General features: G+C 61.0%; 16 protein-coding genes and 1 pseudogene. 7 read left to right on the top strand and 10 right to left on the bottom strand.

Annotated features, from left to right (window positions below; all coding sequences use genetic code 11):
* Nucleotides 1-8: 8 nt before the first annotated feature.
* Nucleotides 9-554 (top strand): ATP-binding cassette domain-containing protein, encoded by a 546-nt coding sequence (locus HHL26_RS22260; RefSeq protein WP_346765621.1) that lies wholly within the window; start codon nucleotides 9-11, stop codon nucleotides 552-554.
* On the opposite strand, the pseudogene HHL26_RS22255 reads toward HHL26_RS22260, so the two are convergent.
* Nucleotides 513-662: pseudogene (locus tag HHL26_RS22255) on the bottom strand (transposase); the annotation flags it as partial. The gene HHL26_RS22260 and the pseudogene HHL26_RS22255 sit on opposite strands and share 42 nt — an antisense overlap.
* Before the next feature lie 171 nt (nucleotides 663-833).
* Between HHL26_RS22255 and HHL26_RS22250 the strand changes: the two are divergent.
* Nucleotides 834-3752 (top strand): Tn3 family transposase, encoded by a 2919-nt coding sequence (locus HHL26_RS22250; protein WP_169576746.1) that lies wholly within the window; start codon nucleotides 834-836, stop codon nucleotides 3750-3752.
* Between the two features lie 487 nt (nucleotides 3753-4239).
* Here HHL26_RS22250 and HHL26_RS22245 read toward each other — a convergent pair whose 3' ends face one another.
* The 9 genes from HHL26_RS22245 to HHL26_RS22205 all read right to left on the bottom strand — a co-directional run bounded on the left by HHL26_RS22245 (nucleotide 4240) and on the right by HHL26_RS22205 (nucleotide 13686).
* Complete coding sequence (locus HHL26_RS22245) at nucleotides 4240-4617, bottom strand: DUF5615 family PIN-like protein (RefSeq protein ID WP_169576745.1); 378 nt, start codon at nucleotides 4615-4617, stop codon at nucleotides 4240-4242.
* A complete protein-coding gene (locus HHL26_RS22240) occupies nucleotides 4614-5201 on the bottom strand; it encodes a DUF433 domain-containing protein (RefSeq protein WP_169576744.1) in 588 nt (195 codons plus the stop codon). The genes HHL26_RS22245 and HHL26_RS22240 overlap by 4 nt, the downstream gene beginning before the upstream one ends.
* 252 nt (nucleotides 5202-5453) lie before the next feature.
* Nucleotides 5454-6068, bottom strand: coding sequence for a hypothetical protein (locus HHL26_RS22235; protein ID WP_169576743.1), 615 nt, complete (start codon nucleotides 6066-6068; stop codon nucleotides 5454-5456).
* Nucleotides 6069-6606: 538 nt separating this feature from the next.
* Nucleotides 6607-8442, bottom strand: coding sequence for a ParB/RepB/Spo0J family partition protein (locus HHL26_RS22230; RefSeq protein WP_169576742.1), 1836 nt, complete (start codon nucleotides 8440-8442; stop codon nucleotides 6607-6609).
* 45 nt (nucleotides 8443-8487) lie between these two features.
* On the bottom strand, nucleotides 8488-8679 hold the full coding sequence (locus HHL26_RS22225) for a hypothetical protein (RefSeq protein ID WP_066564473.1): 192 nt from the start codon (nucleotides 8677-8679) through the stop codon (nucleotides 8488-8490).
* Between the two features lie 372 nt (nucleotides 8680-9051).
* Nucleotides 9052-9390 (bottom strand): hypothetical protein, encoded by a 339-nt coding sequence (locus HHL26_RS22220; protein ID WP_169576741.1) that lies wholly within the window; start codon nucleotides 9388-9390, stop codon nucleotides 9052-9054.
* A gap of 267 nt (nucleotides 9391-9657) precedes the next feature.
* Nucleotides 9658-9945: a hypothetical protein gene (locus HHL26_RS22215; RefSeq protein WP_169576740.1), complete on the bottom strand. Its 288-nt coding sequence runs from the start codon at nucleotides 9943-9945 to the stop codon at nucleotides 9658-9660.
* A 53-nt stretch (nucleotides 9946-9998) separates the two neighbouring features.
* Entirely contained in the window at nucleotides 9999-10634 is a 636-nt protein-coding gene (locus HHL26_RS22210; RefSeq protein ID WP_169576756.1) for a zincin-like metallopeptidase domain-containing protein, read from the bottom strand.
* Between the two features lie 94 nt (nucleotides 10635-10728).
* Nucleotides 10729-13686: a Tn3 family transposase gene (locus HHL26_RS22205; protein WP_169576739.1), complete on the bottom strand. Its 2958-nt coding sequence runs from the start codon at nucleotides 13684-13686 to the stop codon at nucleotides 10729-10731.
* 138 nt (nucleotides 13687-13824) lie between these two features.
* Here HHL26_RS22205 and HHL26_RS22200 point away from each other — a divergent pair, with 138 nt between their 5' ends.
* The 5 genes from HHL26_RS22200 to HHL26_RS22180 all read left to right on the top strand — a co-directional run bounded on the left by HHL26_RS22200 (nucleotide 13825) and on the right by HHL26_RS22180 (nucleotide 21030).
* Entirely contained in the window at nucleotides 13825-14382 is a 558-nt protein-coding gene (locus HHL26_RS22200; RefSeq protein ID WP_169576738.1) for a recombinase family protein, read from the top strand.
* Between the two features lie 519 nt (nucleotides 14383-14901).
* On the top strand, nucleotides 14902-15048 hold the full coding sequence (locus HHL26_RS22195) for a lmo0937 family membrane protein (protein ID WP_157801354.1): 147 nt from the start codon (nucleotides 14902-14904) through the stop codon (nucleotides 15046-15048).
* Between the two features lie 604 nt (nucleotides 15049-15652).
* Nucleotides 15653-16234 carry a TetR/AcrR family transcriptional regulator gene (locus tag HHL26_RS22190; protein ID WP_169576737.1) on the top strand — a complete coding sequence of 194 codons (582 nt, stop codon included), beginning with the start codon at nucleotides 15653-15655 and terminating at the stop codon, nucleotides 16232-16234.
* A 164-nt stretch (nucleotides 16235-16398) separates the two neighbouring features.
* Entirely contained in the window at nucleotides 16399-18651 is a 2253-nt protein-coding gene (locus HHL26_RS22185) for a TonB-dependent receptor (protein WP_346765620.1), read from the top strand.
* 99 nt (nucleotides 18652-18750) lie between these two features.
* Nucleotides 18751-21030, top strand: coding sequence for a sulfatase-like hydrolase/transferase (locus HHL26_RS22180; protein ID WP_169576735.1), 2280 nt, complete (start codon nucleotides 18751-18753; stop codon nucleotides 21028-21030).
* Nucleotides 21031-21044: the final 14 nt, after the last annotated feature.

Raw genomic sequence — 21044 nt, 5'->3', positions numbered from 1 at the left:
GGGCGCTTGTGGAAACCGATGCCGAAGACGTGCCCATTCGCGTCAAAGGCCTGCGCACGGCTTTTGGCGACAAGGTCATCCATGAGGATCTCGGCCTTGAGGTCAAGCGCGGTGAGATATTGGGTGTGGTTGGCGGATCGGGTTCCGGTAAGTCGGTGCTGCTCAACACCATCCTGGGCCTCAAGCAGCCTGATGGCGGATCCGTCGAGATATTCGGGCAGGACATCCGCGATCCGCAAGCGCACAGTGAAGTCGAGCGTCGGATTGGGGTGATGTTCCAGCAAGGCGCATTATTCTCCTTTCTCACCGTACAAGAAAATGTCGAGGCGCCACTTCTGGAACATACGAAACTTACACGTGAGTATGTGCACGATCTTGCAAGGCTGAAGATCAAGCTTGCTGGTTTGCCGGAAGATGCAGGCTGCTTGAAGCCTGCCGAGCTATCTGGCGGAATGCGCAAGCGCGCGGGGGTAGCCCGCGCAATCGCGCTGGATCCTGGGGCTGAGACTCATTCAAAGCCAGAAGGCGATGGCTGTGGCGAGCGCAACGCCTGACAGAAAGTTGGCAGCGAGCTTGTCATAGCGGGTGGCAACGCGGCGGAAGTCCTTCAGGCGGCAGAAGGCGTTCTCGATCAGGTGGCGACCCCGGTATCGCTCCTGATCGTAGCGGATGGGGGTTCTCGTGACGGCGGTGCAAAAAGTGCCGCTAAGCAAGTCATTGAAACATAGCCATAAAAGCCGCAAGAAAATTATAACTCATTGATATTGTTGTGCAGCGAGGTTTCTCGACCTTCAGCCGGCGGTGTGTAGGCTCTTTCCTGGGAGGGCCGAGTCGTGGATGCGCCGTTTCGACAATATCTTGGCTGGGAACGGTTTCCGGAGAATTTAACCGAACCCGAAGTCGCTCATTTCTTTTCGCTTTCCGAGGATGATCGGCGAGCCGTCCACCGCCGCCGGCGACCGTTAAACCGGTTGGGCGTGGCGCTGCAGGTTGGTTTTCTGCGGCTCACGGGAGCGCCACTCAATTCTGTGGAGATGATTCCGTCGCAAGTGCTGGCTCATCTCGGCGCCGAGCTTGGGATTGCACCGCCCCGGCTTACCTCAATCCGTGCGCTTTACCGCCGCCACCGCACGCTGTTCGAGCACCAGGACGCGGCAAAACAGGCGCTGGGTTTGCGCGACCTCACCGAGCACGGGGAACGCGCGTTGAATGGCTTTCTGCGGCGCGAGGCCAGCGACAAATTCCTCGTGGACGAGTTGGAACAAGCCGCGCGCGCATGGCTCCGTGATCACCACTATGTCCAGTTGCCAACGCGACGGCTGAGGAGTTCTGCATCAGGCGCCCGGCGCCATCACGATGGCGGCCTGTTGGCCGGCGCGGTAGCCGCAGTGGGGATGGAACAGACAAAGGCCTGGCCGCTTGAGCTGTCGGAGACAATGCCAAACGGCAAGACGCGGTTGGAATGGCTTCGAGACAGTCCCGCGTCCCGTAAAACCAAAGGCCTCGCTAACCATATCGCGAAGATCGATTTTCTGAAGAAACTTGGGGCCGATAGGCTCCAACTTGGCTTGGCGGCCGGAATGCTGAAGGCCCAGGCAAGATCAATGCTCTACCGCAAGCCTGCGACGCTCAAGCGGATGCGCGGTGAGCGCAAGACCATTGAAATAGCCTGCTTTCTGCGCTTGCAACTGCTGCGTCTCACGGATGACGGTCTTGGGATGATCGACTACCGGATCGCCGATCTCTGGCGTCAGGCCCGAACCCGCGCCGAGGCGGCGGTCGAGGACGAGCTGCGCCGACATCAAGCGTTGGTCTTGCAATTGGCAAGCCTTGTCGATGACGAGAACACCTCCGCTTCCGTCGTGCGCGACCAGATGCGCATCATGTTGGCACCGTTCCTGCCGGCCGGCGCGCACGGTCCATCCACGAAGGTTGGCCGGGTCCGGCGGGAACTGGCGACGGCAGGCAGAGGTGCGAGTGAGTTGCTGGGCGCGGCGGCGTCGATCAGCCTGGATCTACCGTCGACGCACCCGCTTGCGCAGGCACTGGCGACACTGGACCGGGTGGCGGCTTCGGAAATGGGGCGATTGCCGGAAGGCACCGCCAATCCATTCGGCCGGACGTGGGCGCTCCTCATCGATCAACCGGACCGCGAGGCCGCCTTTGGCAGCTATAGGGCGGCGGCGCTCATGCTGCTCAAACGCTCTCTCCGCAATGGGCAGGCTAGCGTCGACCACAGCCTGGAACACCGTGCCCCTGAGGACCGCCTGATCCCAAAGGCGCAATGGCAAAAGGAACGAGCACGGTTCGTGCGAAACCTCGCGGTGTCAGCCAAGCCGGAAGCGACCATCCGCTGGATCAAGGATGAACTCACGACGGCCCTGAAAGCCATCGATGCGGCGGTATCGAGGGGCGATATCCGGATTGAAAACGACCGATTGGTCGTTCCAAAACTCAAGGCGGCTCCCGAAGACGAAAGGCTCAAGGGCATTCGCCGCGAACTGTTCGCCGGCGTCGGAAAGATCCAGTTACCGGACTTGCTGATCGCCATCGATGCCACCACGCACTTTTCCTGGGCCCTGTTGGGCAGGTCGCCCCGAAGCGAGCATGAGCTCATAACCCTCTACGCGGCCCTGATCGCCTTGGGTTCCGATCTGACTGCCGCCGACATGGCGCGCATGACCCTCAATATTGAAGCCGACGCAGTCGGCGAGATGATGCGCCGCATCGAGGCAAATGGTCGATTGCCGGCGGCCAACCGCTTGGTGCTTGATCATTTCAGGACGCTTCCAGTCACAAGGCTGTGGGGAGGCGGAATTCAGGCATCGGCCGACATGATGAGCCTTGATGCAACCCGCCGTCTCTGGACAGCCCGCCATGATCCGCGGCGGCGCACTCCGGCAGTCGGAACCTACACCCATGTGCTCGACCAGTGGGTGATCCTGCATGACCAGGCCGTCGTTCTGAACCGACGGCAAGCCGGGGCCGCTATCGAAGGGGCTCTTCGCCACGAAGCCGTCGATCTCCACCGTGTCGCGGTGGATACGCATGGCCACACACATTTCGGCATGGCGCTGGCCAATCTGGTGGGATTTGATCTCGCCCCGAGGCTTGCCGGGATGAATAAACGCAAGCTCTATCTCCCACGTGGCCTCGATGTACCTGCCAGCTTGCGGCCAATTGTGAGCGAGACCGTCTCAACCGGCGCCATCACCCGGGGATGGGATCCGCTCCTGCGGATTGCGGCATCGACCAAGAGTGGCTGGTGTTCGGCGACCTACGTTCTGGACCGCTTTGGCAGCGCCGCGCGGGGCGATGAGGCGTTTCAGGCAGGGGATGCCTTCGGCAGGCTGTTACTGACCCGCTTCCTGGGCGCTTATCTCGGCGATCCGGCGTTCCGTGCGATGAACGACGCTTTGCTCAGCCAAGGCGAGTCGGTCCACACCCTGCAGCGCGCGATCTATTCCGGGCCGATCGGCGCACGGCATGGCCGCACGCCCGAGCAAATGGCCGCGATATCATCAGGCCTGACACTGCTTACCAACGTTATCATGACGTGGAACGCGACCCGGATCGGTGAGGTTCGAGCGCGAATGCCGGACACCTTCCCGGATCATCACATCATGCACATCGCCCCCAATGCGCACGAGCATATCAACACCAAAGGCGTCATCACCATTGACGTTTCACCACACCGGGATCGGCTCCTGGGCGAGAAACCGCCAGTGGCCGCGATCAGGAGCGTAATATGAAAAACCTCCGTAGTGTGGAATATCAACCACTTACGGGGACGAAGTCGGAGTTATATGAACAAAGTCAATGGGTTGCTTAGCGGCACTTTTTGCACTGCCGTCACGAGGACCCCCGGAAGGGCAGGGAAGCACGGCCTTCCCCAGTCCACGCAACGCGTGCGCAATCACCGCCTGGTAGCAGGTACGCTGTTCCGGCGGGTGCAGGTGCGGCAGCTCAAGGCGGCCCGGCGGTGCCGGGGATACCCGTCACCGAGTTTTAGAAGTGGTCGGTCAAACCGATGGCCGACACGGGCAAGAATCCCTTCTGAGCGAGGGCCCTCAATCAGCCGTTCGCCTTCGCCGGCGTCCCGCGGTGAACTGAGAGTGTCCCCGCCTGGAGATCCGCCTCCGGAGCTGGCCTGGTCTGCGGGTTCTTGGCCATGATGCTCCGAAAGCTTTGAGAAGTGAGAGGTGAAGAGGTGGCGGCGAATTCAGCGCTTGGCACTGGTCAAGCCGGTAGAGGTCTGAACTCTATCCCGCCATCGACGTCGATTTCCAGCACATGATTGACGATGACATCCTGAGGATCACCCAGCGTTGCGAGATGCGCGATCGCAGCTTCGAGCAGTTCGATCGAACGGTCGCGCGCAACACTGGGAAGGGTAATGAGACCAGGATGGATCTCCTCGGTTGCCACCAGCTTCTTGAAATCGATGCCGTTCGCAGTGACGATCACCCTGTCTTCAGCCAGGCAGCGTGCAAGAACCTGTGGGTCTGTCTCGCCACAACGGCCGTAATCACGCGGATGGATCGCCTCATGTTTCCCGCTCTCATTAAGGTGTCTTGCAACTTTGGGAGATACGCATTCATCGATGAAGAACTTCAAACAGCGACCTTCCCTTTTCGCGCAGCCGGCCGCCCTGCCCGACGGTGGCTGGAGGCATAAAGCAAGGCGGTCTCAAGCTCTTCGGGCTTGAGATCAGGATAGTCGTCGAGAATATCCTCAACGCTATCACCACCGTTCACGCGCCCTTCGAGCGCATAAACAGAAAGCCGCGAACCCCGGATGACGGGGGTGCCGCCCAGGATATCGGGATTTTCCTCGATGACACGCTCGCGCGTTTCAGCATAGCTGGCGGCCTTTGTGACAAGGTCCTCCGCAACAAGGGACGAAAGGTCGAGGGTTAGCGCGGGCGCGATCGTAATCGAACCATCGATCATTTTTGCAGCGGACCTTTTTCCAAGTTCGTGCAGGATTGTGCGCTTGGCGTTCAGTGGAAGCGAAATGCCAAGTTTTTTGATGATCACGCTATATGGGACAGCGTGAAGAGGCAGCCGTAGACTGGTGCGGCCTCGAGCCGCGCGCTTCACCCGCGCGGAAAGAACGCGTTCCTCGATCGCTTTGTCGACGGTGCGCTTTGGAACGCCAGCTAATAGGGCGACCTCGGCGGTTGTGAAAGTAGCGTCCATAATATCTCCCTAGAAAGGGGAATATATTATGAAAGCGATCGCGTTTCAACCGCGAACTAACGTGCTCAGTCGCGCAAGGCTCCCAGAATTTTGGATAATTGCCGCCTCCGCCACACCCACCGGCGCTGAATGTTGAACCGCAGTCGGAATGCCAGCGATGAAGTGCGCCAAACGCCTCGAACAGCAGGGCCGTGACCGTGCGAAGGTCCTGTCGCACTGGCCTGGGTAGCTGGTCGATGCCAGTGCCGGGCATCATGACCGACCCTCCTTTTGCCCGCGACGCCAGCCAGGCGGGCGGGGATGCCCGGTCACCTCATGGACCCGGTCGAGCAGGGCGCGTAGCAGCGGGCGGACCTGCTCGACGGTGAAGCCGCCATCATCAGGTTCGGGCTCTCCAAACAGGCGGGGCTGGTTCCACTTCCAATAGGGGTCGAGAACCACCGCCAGCCGGGCCATGTCGGGACAGTCATGACCCAGGCCCGTGGCATTGGCGTAGGTCAGCGATTTAGCGACATGCAGGCGGATATGGCGAGCGCACCATGGGTCGGGAAAGCCCACGTCCAGCAAATGGGAGGAAAGCCCCAACTGGACGGCGATGCCGGCGCGATAGAGAAATTGGGGCCAGTCCTGATCCAGCCTCGGGTGCCGGTCTGGAAGGAAGGACTCGGCCCGGTGATAGCGCACGCGGCTCAGTTTTCGTCCCGCCCGGCTTCGCAGCGGCGAGGTGGGTTCATCGTCATAATGCTGATGGAGTGCCGCCAATGCCTCGTCCCAGGGCGAAGCGATGGCGGTGGAAACGACAATCGGCGTGGCGGTCAGCGCGCGCAATAATGCGCGGCGCGATGTGACAGGCGTGGTCTTACCCATATGCACCTCCGGTCCGCATCCATGCGGTTCAAGCGGAAGTGTTGGGGCGGATGCGGCACGGTCCCGAACTCCCGCGCGCTGAGCGCGGGAGCCCCGGGGCTGGTAACATGATCCGAAGACATGCGCCGCAGTTTTTGGCCCGAGGGTTTTGGCCCAAGGGCTTGGACATATACGACGGCACCCCGAAAACGATAAGTTCTCGGGCTATTTTTTTCGGATCGGGATTACCAGTCCCGGCGTCGCCTTTTGCGCAGCACCTTCCCACGTTAGCAGAAAGTATGAGCAACGCCAACATGCTGGAGAATAAGCCGAATTCGCGGGATTGGGCGCGCGCCGCTGTACGAAAAAAAGCCGGAGCACCGGCTCCAGCTCATTTCAAAATACAGTTACGGTGGTCCTACGGTGCACTTGACCGGTCTGGCGCCGCGCGACCTTGGGAGCGCGGCGCCCGCGCCGGAATCAACGGCGCGGCGATGCGCGTAAGCGCATCGCGCCCGGAAGCAGGGAAGGGGGACGACTTGCGTCGCCCCCCAAACATTCAGGCGAGTTCGTCGGCATCCTCATCGATGTCCATGTCGTCCATGGCCTCAGCCTCATGGCTTTCAGGCTTTTCGGGCTGGTCGAAAGCGCCGATCCGCATCGGCTCAGGGAGCCACTTGGCTGGCAGACGTCCCGACACATTGACGGCAAGGTCGGCCTTCTTCTTGATGGTCGCGATATTGTCGGCGCTGGCATCGCCCACTTCCTGCCGCAACAGGCTGACCAGTGAGGCCCGCTTCATCCGGTCGAACAGGGCAATGGGTGCCGACCAACGCTCCGCAATATCGACCGCGCTGGCCTTGGCGATCTGCTCGAACTCGTGGTGACGCGACGACAGCATGCCACCGGCAAAGACGGTGCCGTCCACCATCATCGCGACCAAGCCACCCAACAGGCTCATCTTGTCCTCGGTGGCCATCAGCCGGATCGCGTCGAACCGTCCCTCGGTCGGCAGGGAGGCAAAGCGGGTTGCCATCATTTCCTCGACCGGCTGGACGTCGCTCGCCGCCATCATCTCGTCGGGTACGTCGGTTTTGACCCTGTCCGCCTTCAATTCAAGGGCCAGATGATAATCATAGGCGCCATGGAGAAGCTGACCGGCCAGCGAGTCCAGCAGAATATCGAGCGCGAGTGCGGGGTTGGCCGCCACCGTCTCCTGCACGATCTGGGTCTTGATCCGCGTAAGGTCAGCAAACAGGCTATTGGGATAAAGCGGGGCAGGGCCACCCGCGACGCCCATCGCCTTGACCTTCTTTTCGGCCTTGGCCCGATAGATGCGCTGGCCCAGCGTCCCATCCCGCGAAATCCACAGCGCGATGCCGCCGACCGCTTTCTGCTCGCCATTGTAGGAGCGCAATGCTGCGGTAATGGCGTCCCGCTCGTCGATCAGCGGCGTGATCCGCTCACTGTCCTCGCCCTCTTCTTCCGCGATGGCCTCGATCTGCGTGTCCAGTTCGGCCATGCGTTCGGCTTCAAGGTCGCTGGGTTCCCGTTCGACGGGATAGAGATAGCCCTTGTTGTAGAGATCATAGGGCTGGTCGAAGGTGGCGGTCACTTCAAACCAGCCGCTTGCCTGATATTCTTCGGCCAGTGCGTCCAGCTTGGCTTGCGCCAAACCTTCGATCAGTTCGGGCTGGTCGGCATAGCCGCCGTCGCCTTGCGCAAAGAGGTCAGGCGTGATCATACCGCCCTGTTCCACATAGGCCTCTCGACCCACAAAGAGGAATGGCCCGCTCTGGGTGGTGAGCTTTTCCTCGGTGAGCATCGCCCTGATCCGGTGCGCCTGCCCATGCGAGGCCTTGAACACCCGTAGCTGTTCGGCATGGTCGTCCGACAGGGTGAGTGCTTTCGCCGCGTCGAGGGTTAGCTGATCTTTGGCGAGAATGTCGATCAGCTTGGGATTGAGCGCGGAAAGACGTAGCATGCGCGAGACGTAGCTTTCGGCATAGCCGAAACGCCCCGCAATGTCCGACGCCGACATGCCGATATCCCGCATCGCAGCAAATGCCCGAATCGAGTCGGCAGGATGGGGGTCCTCACGGCCCGCATTTTCAGCATAGGAAAGCTCGATGGCTTCTTCCTTGGTCCGTAATTCGACGGGGAAGGTATCGCTGTTGCTGATCTTCTTGCGCTTCGCCAAGATTTTAAGTGCGCGATAGCGACGCCCGCCCGCGAACACCATGAACAAATCTTCTTCCTCATAAGCAATGAGGTTCTGCAACAGACCGTGGGCGGCGATATCGTCGGCCATGGCATCTATAGCCGATGGCTTCACGCGGCGGGTGTTGAGCGGGGAGAGGCGAAGCTGCGACAACTTGGGGGTGATGATAGCCATGAAGACTACTCCTGAAATCTTGAAATTGGATGGGGGAGGGGAGGGTCAGTCCTCCAAGGCAGACAGGTCATCGAACTCGGCCGATGCGCGCTGCGCCGCGTCTCCGGCGAAGGTGGCGCCGGTAAGCGGGTAGAAGAAAACCCGGTCGCCTTTCTTGTAGGGGGTGCCGCTGGTGCAGACCCCGTCAACCTTGGCGCGTTTCCAGTAGGGATCGCCCTGATATCGTCTGGAAGGCATTGTTCTCACTCCTTTCTCTGGCTGAAAGCCGCTTGCTCTGCGGCATGCGGCTCTGCTGCTCCGGCGAGGAGCGGGATGGGGAGGGAGGGCAAAAATCGACCGCTGGCGCGGGCGAGCCGCCTAGCCTGGTCGCCGCCCACAGGGCGGCGGGCTCCGGGGTTGGCGGATTACACGGGCGGTCGATTTTTGTTCGGGAACGAAAGGGCAGCAGCCCTTCGTGTTCCCCGTCTGTATGGCCTTCGAAGGCGAAGGCCAGCAGGACAGCAGGCCATGCCGCGCAACCGCGCGTCAGTCCGTTGGTGAATGATGGATGGGATGCAGCTTCTGGCGGCTCAGCGCATCAGGGGAAGTGGCTGCCGCATCAATGGCCGATCATGCCGGAGCGCGGTATCGCTCCCAAAGTTCGCCCATCGCGTCGTTATATCCCCAGGCGTCGGCATAGACGGTGGATTGCTGGGCCAGATAGGCCATGATCGTCAGCATATCCTCCGCGATGATCGCATCGACATTGCAAAGGTGCAGGATGGGGAAATGGCCGCAGTCCAGGCCATCCCACCAGGCCAGCAAAAAGTCAGCGATCTTCGATGATGCGCCGGTTTCTGCCGGGCGGGTCGGGGGCAACGCGATCTCGAGCAAGCGCCCGATCGCAGCGCCGACATCGTCAAAGCTCACGGCTCGGATGACGGGCCGGCGTTGAGGTGAATCTGTCATCTGCGCCCATTCTGCCAAGCGTGCCGCGTCTCGTGCACCACTGACCTGCCATAGTCGGTGGCTCTTTTCAAAGGGGTGTCGAAGCCGCGCCGCCCGCCTGCGGGGGGCGCGGCGATTTTTCGGGTTCCAGCGAGATTGGTCCCCGCAGTCTATACGCAATGTATAGCGCTGTGTGCCGCGCTGTGTGCCGCGAGCAACATTTGCCCGATTGGCGACAAGGCTGGGCCGTGACAGCGGCGCTTCCCAGTCGCTGGATCGGGGGTTCCATCACGGGAGGGTGCGAACATCGCCCCTGATGATCTGGAAGCCAGCGTTTGCCAGTTCGTCGCACAGGGCTCTCTCGCGCGCGGCTTGCTCGCCGGTCGTCGCGATATAGGCGCATCGCCCGTCGTGAAATGCAAAGCCCGCTCGTTTCACGCACGCGCGGAATCGCGCGCGGATACGGTCGCTCCAATCGATCGTGTCGGAGGAAGTGCGGAAGGCGGTCACGGCGTGGACCGGCCCATAATTCTCGTCGCGCCAATCAAGGCCGATGATGGGGGACTTCTGGGTCATGATGGCAATCCTGCTGCCAGAGGGGAGGGCGACCCGAGGGCCGCCCGGGATGCTCAAGCGGCCTGTTGGCCTGTTGCGGTTTCGGCGGCCGCGAGAATGAAATCGCTGGCGGCCTGTGCTGCGGTAGCGGCCTGAAAAATCGCGCGTTTGTCTCCGCGAAGGACCGAAATCCAGCTCGCAAGGTAGGCGGCATGGTCCTCCCGCTCGGTGGGTTCCATGCCCAGCGCTGCACAAACGAAGGCTGCCGAAATCTCGGCTACGGCCTCTTCTTTCGCTCGCATCGCGATGCTGGTCCCATATTTTTGCAGGGTTTCCCGGTTCAATCGGCCGATACTGCCAACCGCATGGGCACATTCATGCGCCAGCGTGGCATAATAGGCGTTGCCGCTGGTGAAACTTTCGAACCGGGGCATGGTGATCGTGTCCGTGGCCGGGCTGTAGAAGGCGCCGCCGTCCTTTTCCACGATCTTGACGCCAAGCGCGGAAAAAACGGAATCGAGGCGTGGATCGCGATGATCGCGGTTCTGAATAACGGGGGCAGGGGTCGGAAAAAGATCTTCGGGCAGACCTTCAATTTGCTCACGATTGAACACTGTAAATCGCTTCAGGAAGGAAATGCGCCGTTCCTTGTCCTCCTCGTTCGCCTGACCATCCTCGCCCTTGCGGGCGACCGATCCGGCATAGACAATACGGGTACCGCGCTCGCCCTTCTTGGGGTCACTACACGAAAGTGAGTTTTACGTACGCTAGGGGAGAACCTCTCGTGAACACGGGCGAGTGCTGTCATGCGGCCAGGAGCGATGACGGTGCGCGCAGCGGGCGGAGTTGGCCGGGATCTGGGCGGCTTTCGACATTCCAGCGATAGTCGCCGGTGAGCGAGATATGCTCCCATCCCAGTGGGGCGATATGGCGAGCAATGTCTTCCGGGATCGCCAGCGCCCCGACTGCCTGTTCGAGATAGCGGGTGTTCCACAGGATGATGGCGGCCACAAGGAGATTGAGGCCGGAGGCGCGATAGGTCTGGTTCTCGAACCGCCGGTCGCGCAGCTCGCCAAGCTGGTTGAAGAAGAGCGCACGGGCGAGCGCGTTGCGCGCCTCGCCCTTGTTAAGGCCAGCTTGGGTGCGCCGGCGTAGGTCGAGATCGCGCAGCCAGTCGAGCATGAAGATCGAACGCTCGATCCGCCCGACCTCGCGCAAGGCCAGCGCCAGTCCGTTCTGGCGTGGGTAAGCGGACAATCTGCGCAGCATTGCCGATGCGGTGGCTGTGCCGCTGCGGATCGAGGTAGTGAGACGCAGCAGTTCGTCCCAATGGGCGGCGACATGCCCGATGGCGACCGGATCGCCAGTCATGCCGGTCAGCAGCGGCCCCGCTTCCTGGCCCGGCAGCAGATGCAGGCGCCGGTCCTTAAGGTCGCGTAGGCGCGGCGCGAAGCGGTAGCCGAAGAAAGGCATCAGGCCGAACACATGATCGGATGCGCCGCCGGTATCGGTGTAGTGCTCTTCGATCGACAGGCCGGTGGCATGGTATAGCAGCCCGTCGAGGACATAGGGGGCCTCGCCGGCGGTCGCCGCGATCACGCGGCTCGCGAACGGATCATATTGATCCGAGATGTGGGTGTAGAAGCTGACGCCAGGTTCGTTGCCGTTGCGCGCGTTGATGTCGCCGATCGCGGTGCCGCGGCCGCCCGCATGGAAGAGCTGACCGTCGCTCGAAGAGGTGGTGCCGTCGCCCCACAGCGCGGACAGCGGCACGGTGCGGTGGACGTCGATCAACCGCCCCAGCGCCTCACCATAGGCGGCTTCGCTGATATACCAGTCGTGGAGATGGGCGAGCTGACGCAAGGTTGCGCCCTGACAGGTCTCGGCCATGCGCGTCAGGCCGAGATTGATGCCGTCGGCCAGGATCACGGTCAGGAGCGCGTTGCGGTCATCCGCCACGCGACCGGAGCGGCGATGGGTGAAGCATTCGGAAAAGCCGGTCCAGCTATCGACCTCCAAAAGAAGATCGGTGATCTTCACGCGTGGCAGCCGATCATAGGCGATGCGGCGCATATCTTCTGCGCCAGGCGGCGTGATTGCCTTGAGCGGCGATATGACCAAGCCGTTGCCGTCAAGGCGCACCTGGGGCAGCTCTCCCTGCCGGGCGAGGATCGTCACCCGCTCGATCACGGTGTCTAGGCTGGCGCGGCGTTCGGCGATGAAGCTTTCGAAATCGGTGTCGATCGCCAGCGGCAGCGGTCCCCGTGCGCGCATCGCGTCGAAGGTGGCAGATGGCAGAAGATAGCTGTCGAAGGAGCGATACTGGCGGCTTTCCGCCACCCATATGTCGCCGGCGCGCAGCCGGTCGCGCAGTTGGGTGAGTACGCAAAGTTCATAGGCGGCGCGAACGACCACGCCATTGCGCAGCACGAACGGCCGCCATGACGGCGGCACGAACCGGAGCGGCGGTTTGTCGGGCAGGCGGCGGCGTCCGGTGCGATAGATGTCAGCCACGAGGCGGACCGCATCGAGCAGCCCCTGCACCGCGCCCGCTCCGCGAAACTCGAAGGCGTTGAGGAACGGCCCGATCACGGAGCGCAGTGAGCGCTGCCGCTCGATCAGTTCGGCCGTGCGGTCGATCGTTTCCGGCGCGATCAGCAGCTCGGCGTCCGCGACCGCCGGTCCCAGTCTCTCACAGTCGATCGAACCGATGGCGGCAAGAGAATCCACGCCCTGCGCTCGTGCGTCTAGCAAGGCCCGGCACGAGCCGCTGAGCAGGCGAAGCTGCGCCTGCAATGACCGGATCGTGCCGATCGCCTTATCCTTGGTCCGGTTCTCGGCCCGACGCATCATGCTCCCCAGGAGCTTGTCCATCATCGTCAGCACAGAATCGGTCAGGCTTTCCTCGAGCCGGATGCCGGCAGCAGCAAGGATCGCATGCCGACGCTGGTCGGGCAATTCCGCCAGATGCTGCGGCGTGATGCGTGCCGCCTCGTCGGCGATCCGGTCGAACGCCGTCTGCGGGATCGTCGCGGCGCGCGATGCAGTCAGGCCCAGCGCGCGAACGTGGTCAAGCCGGTCGATCAGTCGCAGGACATTGCGCGGTGCTGGGGACAGCGGCGGGTTGCGCAGCCATGAGAGCCAGGTCGCGCTTTTGTCGTCGCGCCGCGACAGGAGGGCGTCGAGCCGTGCGCGTTCGGGTTCGCCGAAACCCCCGGCGAGCACGTCATGGACCAGTTCCCCGGCCTGCTGCCGCGCCCGTCGTACGATCGCCTCGATCACCGTAACAGGCGGCAGCAGCAATCGCCGACGTCGCATCTCGTCGATGACTATGCTGGCAAGCCGCGAGGGCTGGATGACGGTCTGCGCGATCGGCATGGCGAAAGCGACCAACGCGTGGAAATCCGCGCGACCGAAAACGAGATGACCGAAGCGCCGCGACAGGTCGGCAAGGTGCGTTCGCCGCGTCTCGTCGCGCCGGGCATAATCGCGCCATGACGCGGGCGACACATCCAACTGACGGGCCACGAACGCGAGGATCGGCATGGACGGCGCTTCGCCGGCTTCCAGCACGCGCCCCGGCCAGCGCAGATACAGCATCAGCATCGCATAGCCGAGGCGGGTGGCGTCGCCGCGACGGGATGCGATCAGTTCAAGGTCGTCCCGGGTCAAGGTGAAGTGGCGGGCGATTTCGCGTTCATCGAGCGAGGGATCATAATGGTCCGCAAGCATCTCACGGGTCAGCAGGTGTCTTCTGGCCAAGCTCGAACCCCTCCATGTCGCTGTCCGTCAGACGTCCGTTGGACGGCCACCGGGAATGTGTCCGTCAACTCTGGACCTTCGATGGCGATTCGGACAAGATCGCATGATGATGGGAAAACGGACACGATGGGGCGGCCCGTGGCGCTGATCGGCTATGCGCGGGTCTCCACCCCCGACCAGAAGCTCTCGCTCCAGCATGACGCTCTGCAGCGAGCAGGATGCGATCGTGTTTTCGATGATCAGGCGTCGGGAGCCAGGGCTGACAGGCCGGGCCTTGCCGAAGCACTGGCCTATTTGCGCGCCGGCGACACGCTGGTGGTGTGGAAGCTCGATCGCCTCGGTCGCTCGATGAGCCACCTCATCGAGAAGGTTGGTGAACTGGCGGCGCGAGGCATCGGGTTCCGCTCGCTAACCGAGAATATCGATACCACCACACCGGGAGGGATGCTGGTGTTCAACATCTTCGGATCCCTCGCGCAGTTTGAGCGCGATCTGATCCGCGAGCGCACCCAGGCGGGCCTGCGCGCCGCGCGCGAGCGCGGCAGCAAGGGCGGGCGCCGCCCCGTCGTCACCCCCGACAAGTTGCGCAAGGCGCGGGCGCACATCGCAGCGGGCCTCACTGTGCGCGAGGCTGCCGCTCGCCTGAAAATCGGGAAGACCGCCCTTTATAAAGCGTTGGAAGGCGCAACAGCATAATAACTATGGCTCCAAATGTCGATCCGATCCGTCACCATGTTATACATTCCCGCGTAGACGCACGCATTCGGGTTATCATCGGCATCTACATAACCTGTTTTGGGATTGGCTTTTTCAATCATGCGCGAGACTTTGCAGCATACGGATGGAGGCCCTATGATTGGGGGCCGTTCCTACTCGAGCTATTCTGGACCTCACTGATATTCTTAGACGCGCTTGCTATTATGCTACTTCTTTCGCGTTTCAGGCGGGCGGGATTGGTTCTGGCCGCGTCAATTATGATCGGTGATGTCGCTGCAAACACCTACGCTCTGATAGCCTTGAGCATTCCGGCATTTGGTTTTTCGGTTCCGCTTCAGGCAACGTTCCTGGGCTTTGTCCTTGGCTCGCTACCGTTCGTTTGGCCCGTAAAACCTGTTGGGTTCGGTGAGCGGTAGCCCCTGCGGCAGCCTTAGCCCAAGTCGTACTGCATTCGTTCGTCTCTCGCGTACGTAAAATTCACTTTCGTGCAGTCACCCCATGTTGTGGACAGTCCTGCTCATTCTGCTCGTTCTTTGGGTGCTCGGCGCTTTCGTGGTTCCCGTGGGTGGTGCCCTCATTCATTTGCTGCTTGTTCTGGCGGTGATTGTCGTCATTTATCAGCTGGTCACGGGGCGCCGGGTTTAGCGAAGAGGTTCCGGCCACATTCTCGAGCACAGGCCATCGCTGACGGGCTTTGGGACCGCAATGCCGGTCCGCTTTCCGGCAAAGGCTGGGACGTAGCCGACTGTCAGCTTTGGAGAAGGCCCTCGGCTATAGCTGTCGTTAGCTACCAGCGATCTCCGTTCGCATAAGCCGAAGATATCAACCTGCACAATACTCAGAAACTCGTTCAGGATTATAAATTCGCCAATAGTGTTCAACAATTTCTTTTGGTTAAAGCAGTCCCGGTATTGCCGCATGTTCACCAGACCTCAATCCGATCGAGGTGGCTTTCGCCAAACTCAGGGTTCATCTGCGATGCATCGGTGCGCGAACCATTAACCAACTCTGGCGTGCCCTCAGTCATATCTGAAACCTTACTCGCCAGGCGAATGCTGGAACTTCATATAATACCGCAGGATATGCGTCATATGAAGGGCTCCACGGTCTAGTGATGCGATCACGAATGTGATGGGTCGTCTTGGCGCCGAGGCGGCTCTGGTATAGGAATTACACTCAGTGTAGAGAGTGCGGCATGGTGTATCCGTGAGAAAGTTTTATGGAGAGAATAGCGGGTCTGGAACGACGCATGGCCCAAACCATGCAACAGATTATCATTGCCGCCGCCACCTTATTCGTGAAGGATGGCTATGACGCGACGTCGATGGATGCGATCGCGCTCGCGGCAGGCATTTCCAGGAAAACGCTTTTCAACTATGTTGATTCCAAGCCTGCGCTGATCACGATGGTGATACGGCATCATTTGAGTGAGCCTGTCACAACGCCCCTAAAGGAAAATGCGGAACTCAGCACGGGTGAAATCGAGGATTTTTTCCCGCGGTTTGACCGGACGCTTAAGGCCATGGCCGAGTGTCGTGTGTTAATGCGCTTGGGGGTCGAGTACGCGAACCTGTTCTCCTCTGATGACAATGATCCGGTGATCGATCTCGAACCAAATCGGACGGCCCGGATAGCCCGCACGAAGTTGTTGCAGAGCATCGGAAAGATTCGAGCGGATATACCAGCCGAAGACATAGTGCGACATTTCGAAATATTACGCAATGCAGTCTTCAGGCGCTGGTTGAAATCCAACAATTCCAGCATTGAATGGCTTGAGCGAGAAATCGATCAGATCAAAGCCATCATTACTAATGGTATAAAGGCGATCTAACCGGCCGCCAAGTCTTCAATATAACAGAGGGAAGGAGAAAGGCCGTGAAGCGCCTTGTGTCGTCTGCAGTCTTTTTGATGTGTACATCCGCAATTTCGGCGTCAGCTTGGGCGCAGGTTGCGCCTAAACTTGGTGTGGCTGCGTCAGACAATTCGGACATTGTCGTGACAGCGCGTCGGCGCGAGGAGGCGTTGCAGGATGTGCCCCTTTCGGTGTCTGCACTCTCCGGCGCGCAACTCGAGAGATCGGGAGTAACGGATGCGCAAAGCCTGCAGTATCGTACGCCATCGCTGACAATCACCAGCTCGCAGAGCCAACGCAATACTGTCGCCTTTTCGCTGCGCGGCCAGCGTACCCAGGAAACGCAGCTGTTCACCGATCCGCCGGTCGGAACCTACTTCGCTGAAGTCGTTCAGCCGCGTCCCTACGGGTTTGGCAAATCGTTCTACGATCTCCAATCCGTCCAGGTATTGAAGGGGGTTCAGGGCACGCTGTTCGGTCGCAACATGACCGGCGGCGCGGTGTTGGTCGAGCCCCAGCATCCCAAGTTGGGTGAATTCACGGGCGAGGTCCGGGGCCAATATGGCAATTACGACATGCATGATCTCTACGGTGTGATTAACATTCCGCTGGGTGAAAGCGTCGCTCTGCGTTTTGCCGGCAAGACGCATGAGCGGGACGGCTGGGCGCATGAAGTTACAACGGGTCGCCGGTACGATAACCAGAATTTCGACAGTTTTCGTATTTCGGCCCTGATCGAGCCGTTCGCTGGGTTCGAATCCCTTACAATTTTCGATTGGTACAAGTCGCAGGAGGCTGGCACGGCCGCCTTCCTGACCTCAATTTCCCAGCCATCAGCGATCACCAACTACGAGAATTTGCGTAGGGCCGGCAGGATCGATGCCAACATTCCCGCGCAGTTCGCCGAGGCGCAGCGGCTGTTCCGCACGCGCAGGTTTTCGTTCGACATCGGCGCGGGTGACGGCGGCAATCTGGATGCATTCGGCGCGCCGTATGAAAGGATGAAAAACTGGGGCGTCACGAACAAGGCGACCTGGAATGTGAGTGACGATATCACGCTGAAGAATATCTTCGGATACAGGAAGCAGCGTCGCGACATGGTGCAGGACTATGACGGCATCCCCGCATTCATGCTCACGCCGTATCAATATGCGCGGTCGCGGAATATCAGCGAGGAGTTCCAGGTCCAGGGCAAGGCATTCGATAACAAACTCGACTATATCATCGGCGCCTATTATTTCGAGGAGAAGGGTACCGATGGTTCCATCGGCGTTACCCTTCCGGAACTCGGTATAGCGGGAGCAGGGCTCAATCCGCGCACGACGCCGGCGATCCTGTTTGGAAACTATACGCCCGGCACGGGCTATTCCCGCACTGCAGCCGGCTTTGTGACGGGGACGTTCCACATGACGGACCAACTTTCCCTGTCGGGAGGGTTGCGCTACAACTACGACAAACGCAAGATCACGGTTTCACCCGCGCAGCGAAACTTCCCCAACGCAGATGGTACGACCGGGCGCTGCTCATTCGACATCGATGCCATCACCGCCGGCGTGCAGACGGTTCCGCTATCCGATTGTTCCTTCACCAACAGCAAGAGCTTCAAGGAATGGACCTATGACGCAACGGTTCAATATGAACCCAGCGCCAGGGTGACCGCCTATGCGTCCTACCGCCACGGTTTCCGCGCGGGCGGCTTTTCGACCCGCGCTACCAGCTATGTCGCTCTACAGCCCTTCGCGCCGGAATTTGTCGATGAATATGAAATCGGCCTGAAGACGAACACGTCGCTGGGCGCCGGCCGCCTGACGACCAGCACGGCACTGTTTCGGCAGGACGCATCCGACGTTCAGAAGCAGCGGTCGACCTTCGTGAATAGCAACGTCTTCACCGTTGTCGACAATACCGCAAAGCAGCGCAATAGCGGTGGCGAGTTTGAGGCGACGTTGAGCACCGACGGTTTCTCGCTGACGGGCTTCTACTCCTATACCAAGGTCAAGATATTGGAGGGCCGCGCCACATCCGCCAGCGGACCCGAATTCGACCAGCGCGGCGTGCCCAAACATCAGGCGGGGGCGACAGCGACCATTTCGCCCCCGATCAATCCGGAAACGGGCAAATTGAACCTGATCTTGAACTATACCTGGCGGAGCCGTGTGTATCTCGACGACTTTGAGATACAGGGTCTGGAGCCAGCCTATTCCCTCGTGAATCTGCGGGCCGAATTGAACGATGTCGGCGGTTCAAGTGCGTCGGTGGCTGCCTTCGTCAACAATGCGACCAATGAGACCTACCGGATCGGCGTTCTCGGCCTGCTCGCCGAAGGGCTCGGCATCCAGAGCAGCGTCTATGGCGAGCCGCGGACCTACGGTGTGGAAATCGGCTACCGATTCTAGGACGGAAGCGCCGGGCAGTCTGCGCCGGCCTCATGGAAGTATGGCGTGCATGTCCGGTGGGGTTCCCTCCCCATCGGCCGGTTGCGGAAAAGGACGCATATGATCAAGCATAGTTTGTTGCTCGCAGCTGCCAGCGGATTGGCCTTGACGGCTGCGGTTTCTCATGCGCAGGCCTCCTCGCCGCCGGCGGCAGGTGAATGGCCTGCCCTGGTGAAGCCAGCGCCGGATGCGCCCAGCATCCTCCTCATCATGACAGACGATGTCGGCTTCGGCGCATCCAGCACCTTTGGCGGGCCAGTTTCCACGCCGACCTTTGATGCGTTGGCGATGGAGGGGCTACGCTATACGCAGATGACGACCACCGGCATCTGCTCGCCGACCCGCGCCGCGCTTTTGACCGGGCGCAACCATAATGCCGTCAATGTCGGCAATGTCACCGATGCGGCGTCGGGTTTCGAAGGCTTTACGAGCGACATTCCCAAGTCCGCGGCGACGGGCGCGCGGTTGTTGCGGGACGCGGGCTATGCGACGGCCATGTTCGGCAAAGGTCATATCACGCCAAGTTGGGAAACCGGCCCGACCGGACCGTTCGACCGCTGGCCCACGGGTCTCGGATTTGGGCATTTCTACGGATTTCTGGGCGGCGATACCAACCAATGGGCGCCTGCTCTCTACAGCGACAACAGTCCTGTGGAAGCACCGACGGACCAGCCAGGCTATATTCTGGACCGCGACCTTGCCGATAAGGCGATCGCCTGGATCAATCGGGCTGACGGCGCCAACAACGGCAAGCCGCAGTTCATCTATTATGCGCCCGGCACCGCCCATGCCCCGCACCATGCCCCTCCTGAATGGATCGCCAAGTTCCGCGGACGGTTCGACCGAGGATGGGATGCGATCCGGAAAGAGACGCTGGCAAAGCAGAAAGCGCTGGGTATTGTCCCGTCCTCAACCAAGCTTGCCGCCAGACCGGACGCGATACCGGCTTGGTCGAGCCTGACCGATCAGCAGAAGCGCGTCTATGCGCACGAGATGGAGGTTTATGCTGCGGCGCTCGCCTATGCTGACGATCAGATCGGCCGCGTCATCGAGGCGATGCGCAGGCAGGCCAACGGCAATCTGATCGTCGTCTATGTGCAGGGCGACAATGGCGGAAGCGCGGAGGCCGGGATCGACGGCACAGCCAATGAACATGCGCTGTTCCACGGACTGAACGACAGTCTGGACCAGATCGACGCGCGCCGGTCGGAACTTGGCGGTCCGACGACGATGAATCATTATTCCTCAGGCTGGGCGTTCGCAATGAGCACGCCCTTTCCCTGGTTCAAGCAACTGTCGTCGCATTTCGGCGCGACCCGCAACGGGGTGGTGATCAGCTGGCCGGATCACATCCGCGACCGGGGTGGCGTGCGTCCGCAATTCCATCACATCATTGACATCATGCCGACCTTGTTGGACGTCGCACATGTCAGCCTGCCTGCGCAGGTGGGCGGCGTTCCCCAGCAGCCGCTGGACGGGGTCAGCATGCGCTACAGCTTTGATAACAAGTCCGCGCCGTCCCGGCGAAATACGCAATATTACAGCATCTGGGACAATATGGGTATCTATCATGACGGCTGGTTTGCCGCTTCGATGCCGGAGATCATGCCCTGGACCTTCGGCAGGGACGCTGCAAAGCCCGCCCATATCGATGGGCGTCAATGGCAGCTCTACAACCTTGGTAAGGATTTCAGCGAGTCGACCGACGTCGCCGCGCGCTATCCACAAAAGCTGGCAGAGATGAAGGCGCTGTTCGAAGCGGAAGCCGGCCGTTATAAGGCACTGCCGGTGCATCGCTACGAGGGAATGGCGGGGCGGCCGAACTATATTGCCGGACAGACCCATTTCGTCTTCAACGGCCCAGCCGACCGCATCCCCGAGGATGTCGCACCGCCGCTCGCCACGCGCAGCTTCGCCCTGTCGGCCGACGTGCGTCTGGCGCAGGGACAAGGCAATGGAACGCTGCTTGCTCTGGGCGGGCGGTTCGGCGGTCTGAGCTGGTACCTCAAGCAGGGGCGGCCGACCTTTCGCTACAATATGATGGGCGGCGCGCAGACCACGGTGTCGGCGGACACCGCTCTGCAACCCGGCGACCATCGGCTCGGCGTCCAATTGACGCGGCGCCCCGCGGCCGAGCAGGCAGGCGCGACCCTCACTCTGCTGGTGGATGGCAAGCCCGCAGCGCACGGCGAGATTCCGGCCACCGTCAATCTGCGCTTCACGCTGGACGAAAGCTTCGACGTCGGCAGCGACCGGGGCACGCCCGTCGCGCCGGACGATTATGCCGCGCCCAATCTGTTCGACGGCGCACTGCGGCAGCTCAGCATCGACGTGAAATGATCGAGCCGACAGCG

It is taken from the genome of Sphingobium sp. TB-6 (assembly GCF_012927365.1).
Classification (GTDB): Bacteria; Pseudomonadota; Alphaproteobacteria; order Sphingomonadales; family Sphingomonadaceae; genus Sphingobium.
This window is presented reverse-complemented; position numbering and strand designations above follow the sequence as displayed.

Coding starts and splice junctions, on each gene's coding strand:
- HHL26_RS22240 (WP_169576744.1), bottom strand. CDS start 5,201: ATGGACGCTACTTTCACAACCGCCGAGGTCGCCCTATTAGCTGGCGTT.
- HHL26_RS22235 (WP_169576743.1), bottom strand. CDS start 6,068: ATGGGTAAGACCACGCCTGTCACATCGCGCCGCGCATTATTGCGCGCG.
- HHL26_RS22230 (WP_169576742.1), bottom strand. CDS start 8,442: ATGGCTATCATCACCCCCAAGTTGTCGCAGCTTCGCCTCTCCCCGCTC.
- HHL26_RS22225 (WP_066564473.1), bottom strand. CDS start 8,679: ATGCCTTCCAGACGATATCAGGGCGATCCCTACTGGAAACGCGCCAAG.
- HHL26_RS22220 (WP_169576741.1), bottom strand. CDS start 9,390: ATGACAGATTCACCTCAACGCCGGCCCGTCATCCGAGCCGTGAGCTTT.
- HHL26_RS22215 (WP_169576740.1), bottom strand. CDS start 9,945: ATGACCCAGAAGTCCCCCATCATCGGCCTTGATTGGCGCGACGAGAAT.
- HHL26_RS22195 (WP_157801354.1), top strand. CDS start 14,902: ATGTTGTGGACAGTCCTGCTCATTCTGCTCGTTCTTTGGGTGCTCGGC.
- HHL26_RS22190 (WP_169576737.1), top strand. CDS start 15,653: ATGGCCCAAACCATGCAACAGATTATCATTGCCGCCGCCACCTTATTC.
- HHL26_RS22180 (WP_169576735.1), top strand. CDS start 18,751: ATGATCAAGCATAGTTTGTTGCTCGCAGCTGCCAGCGGATTGGCCTTG.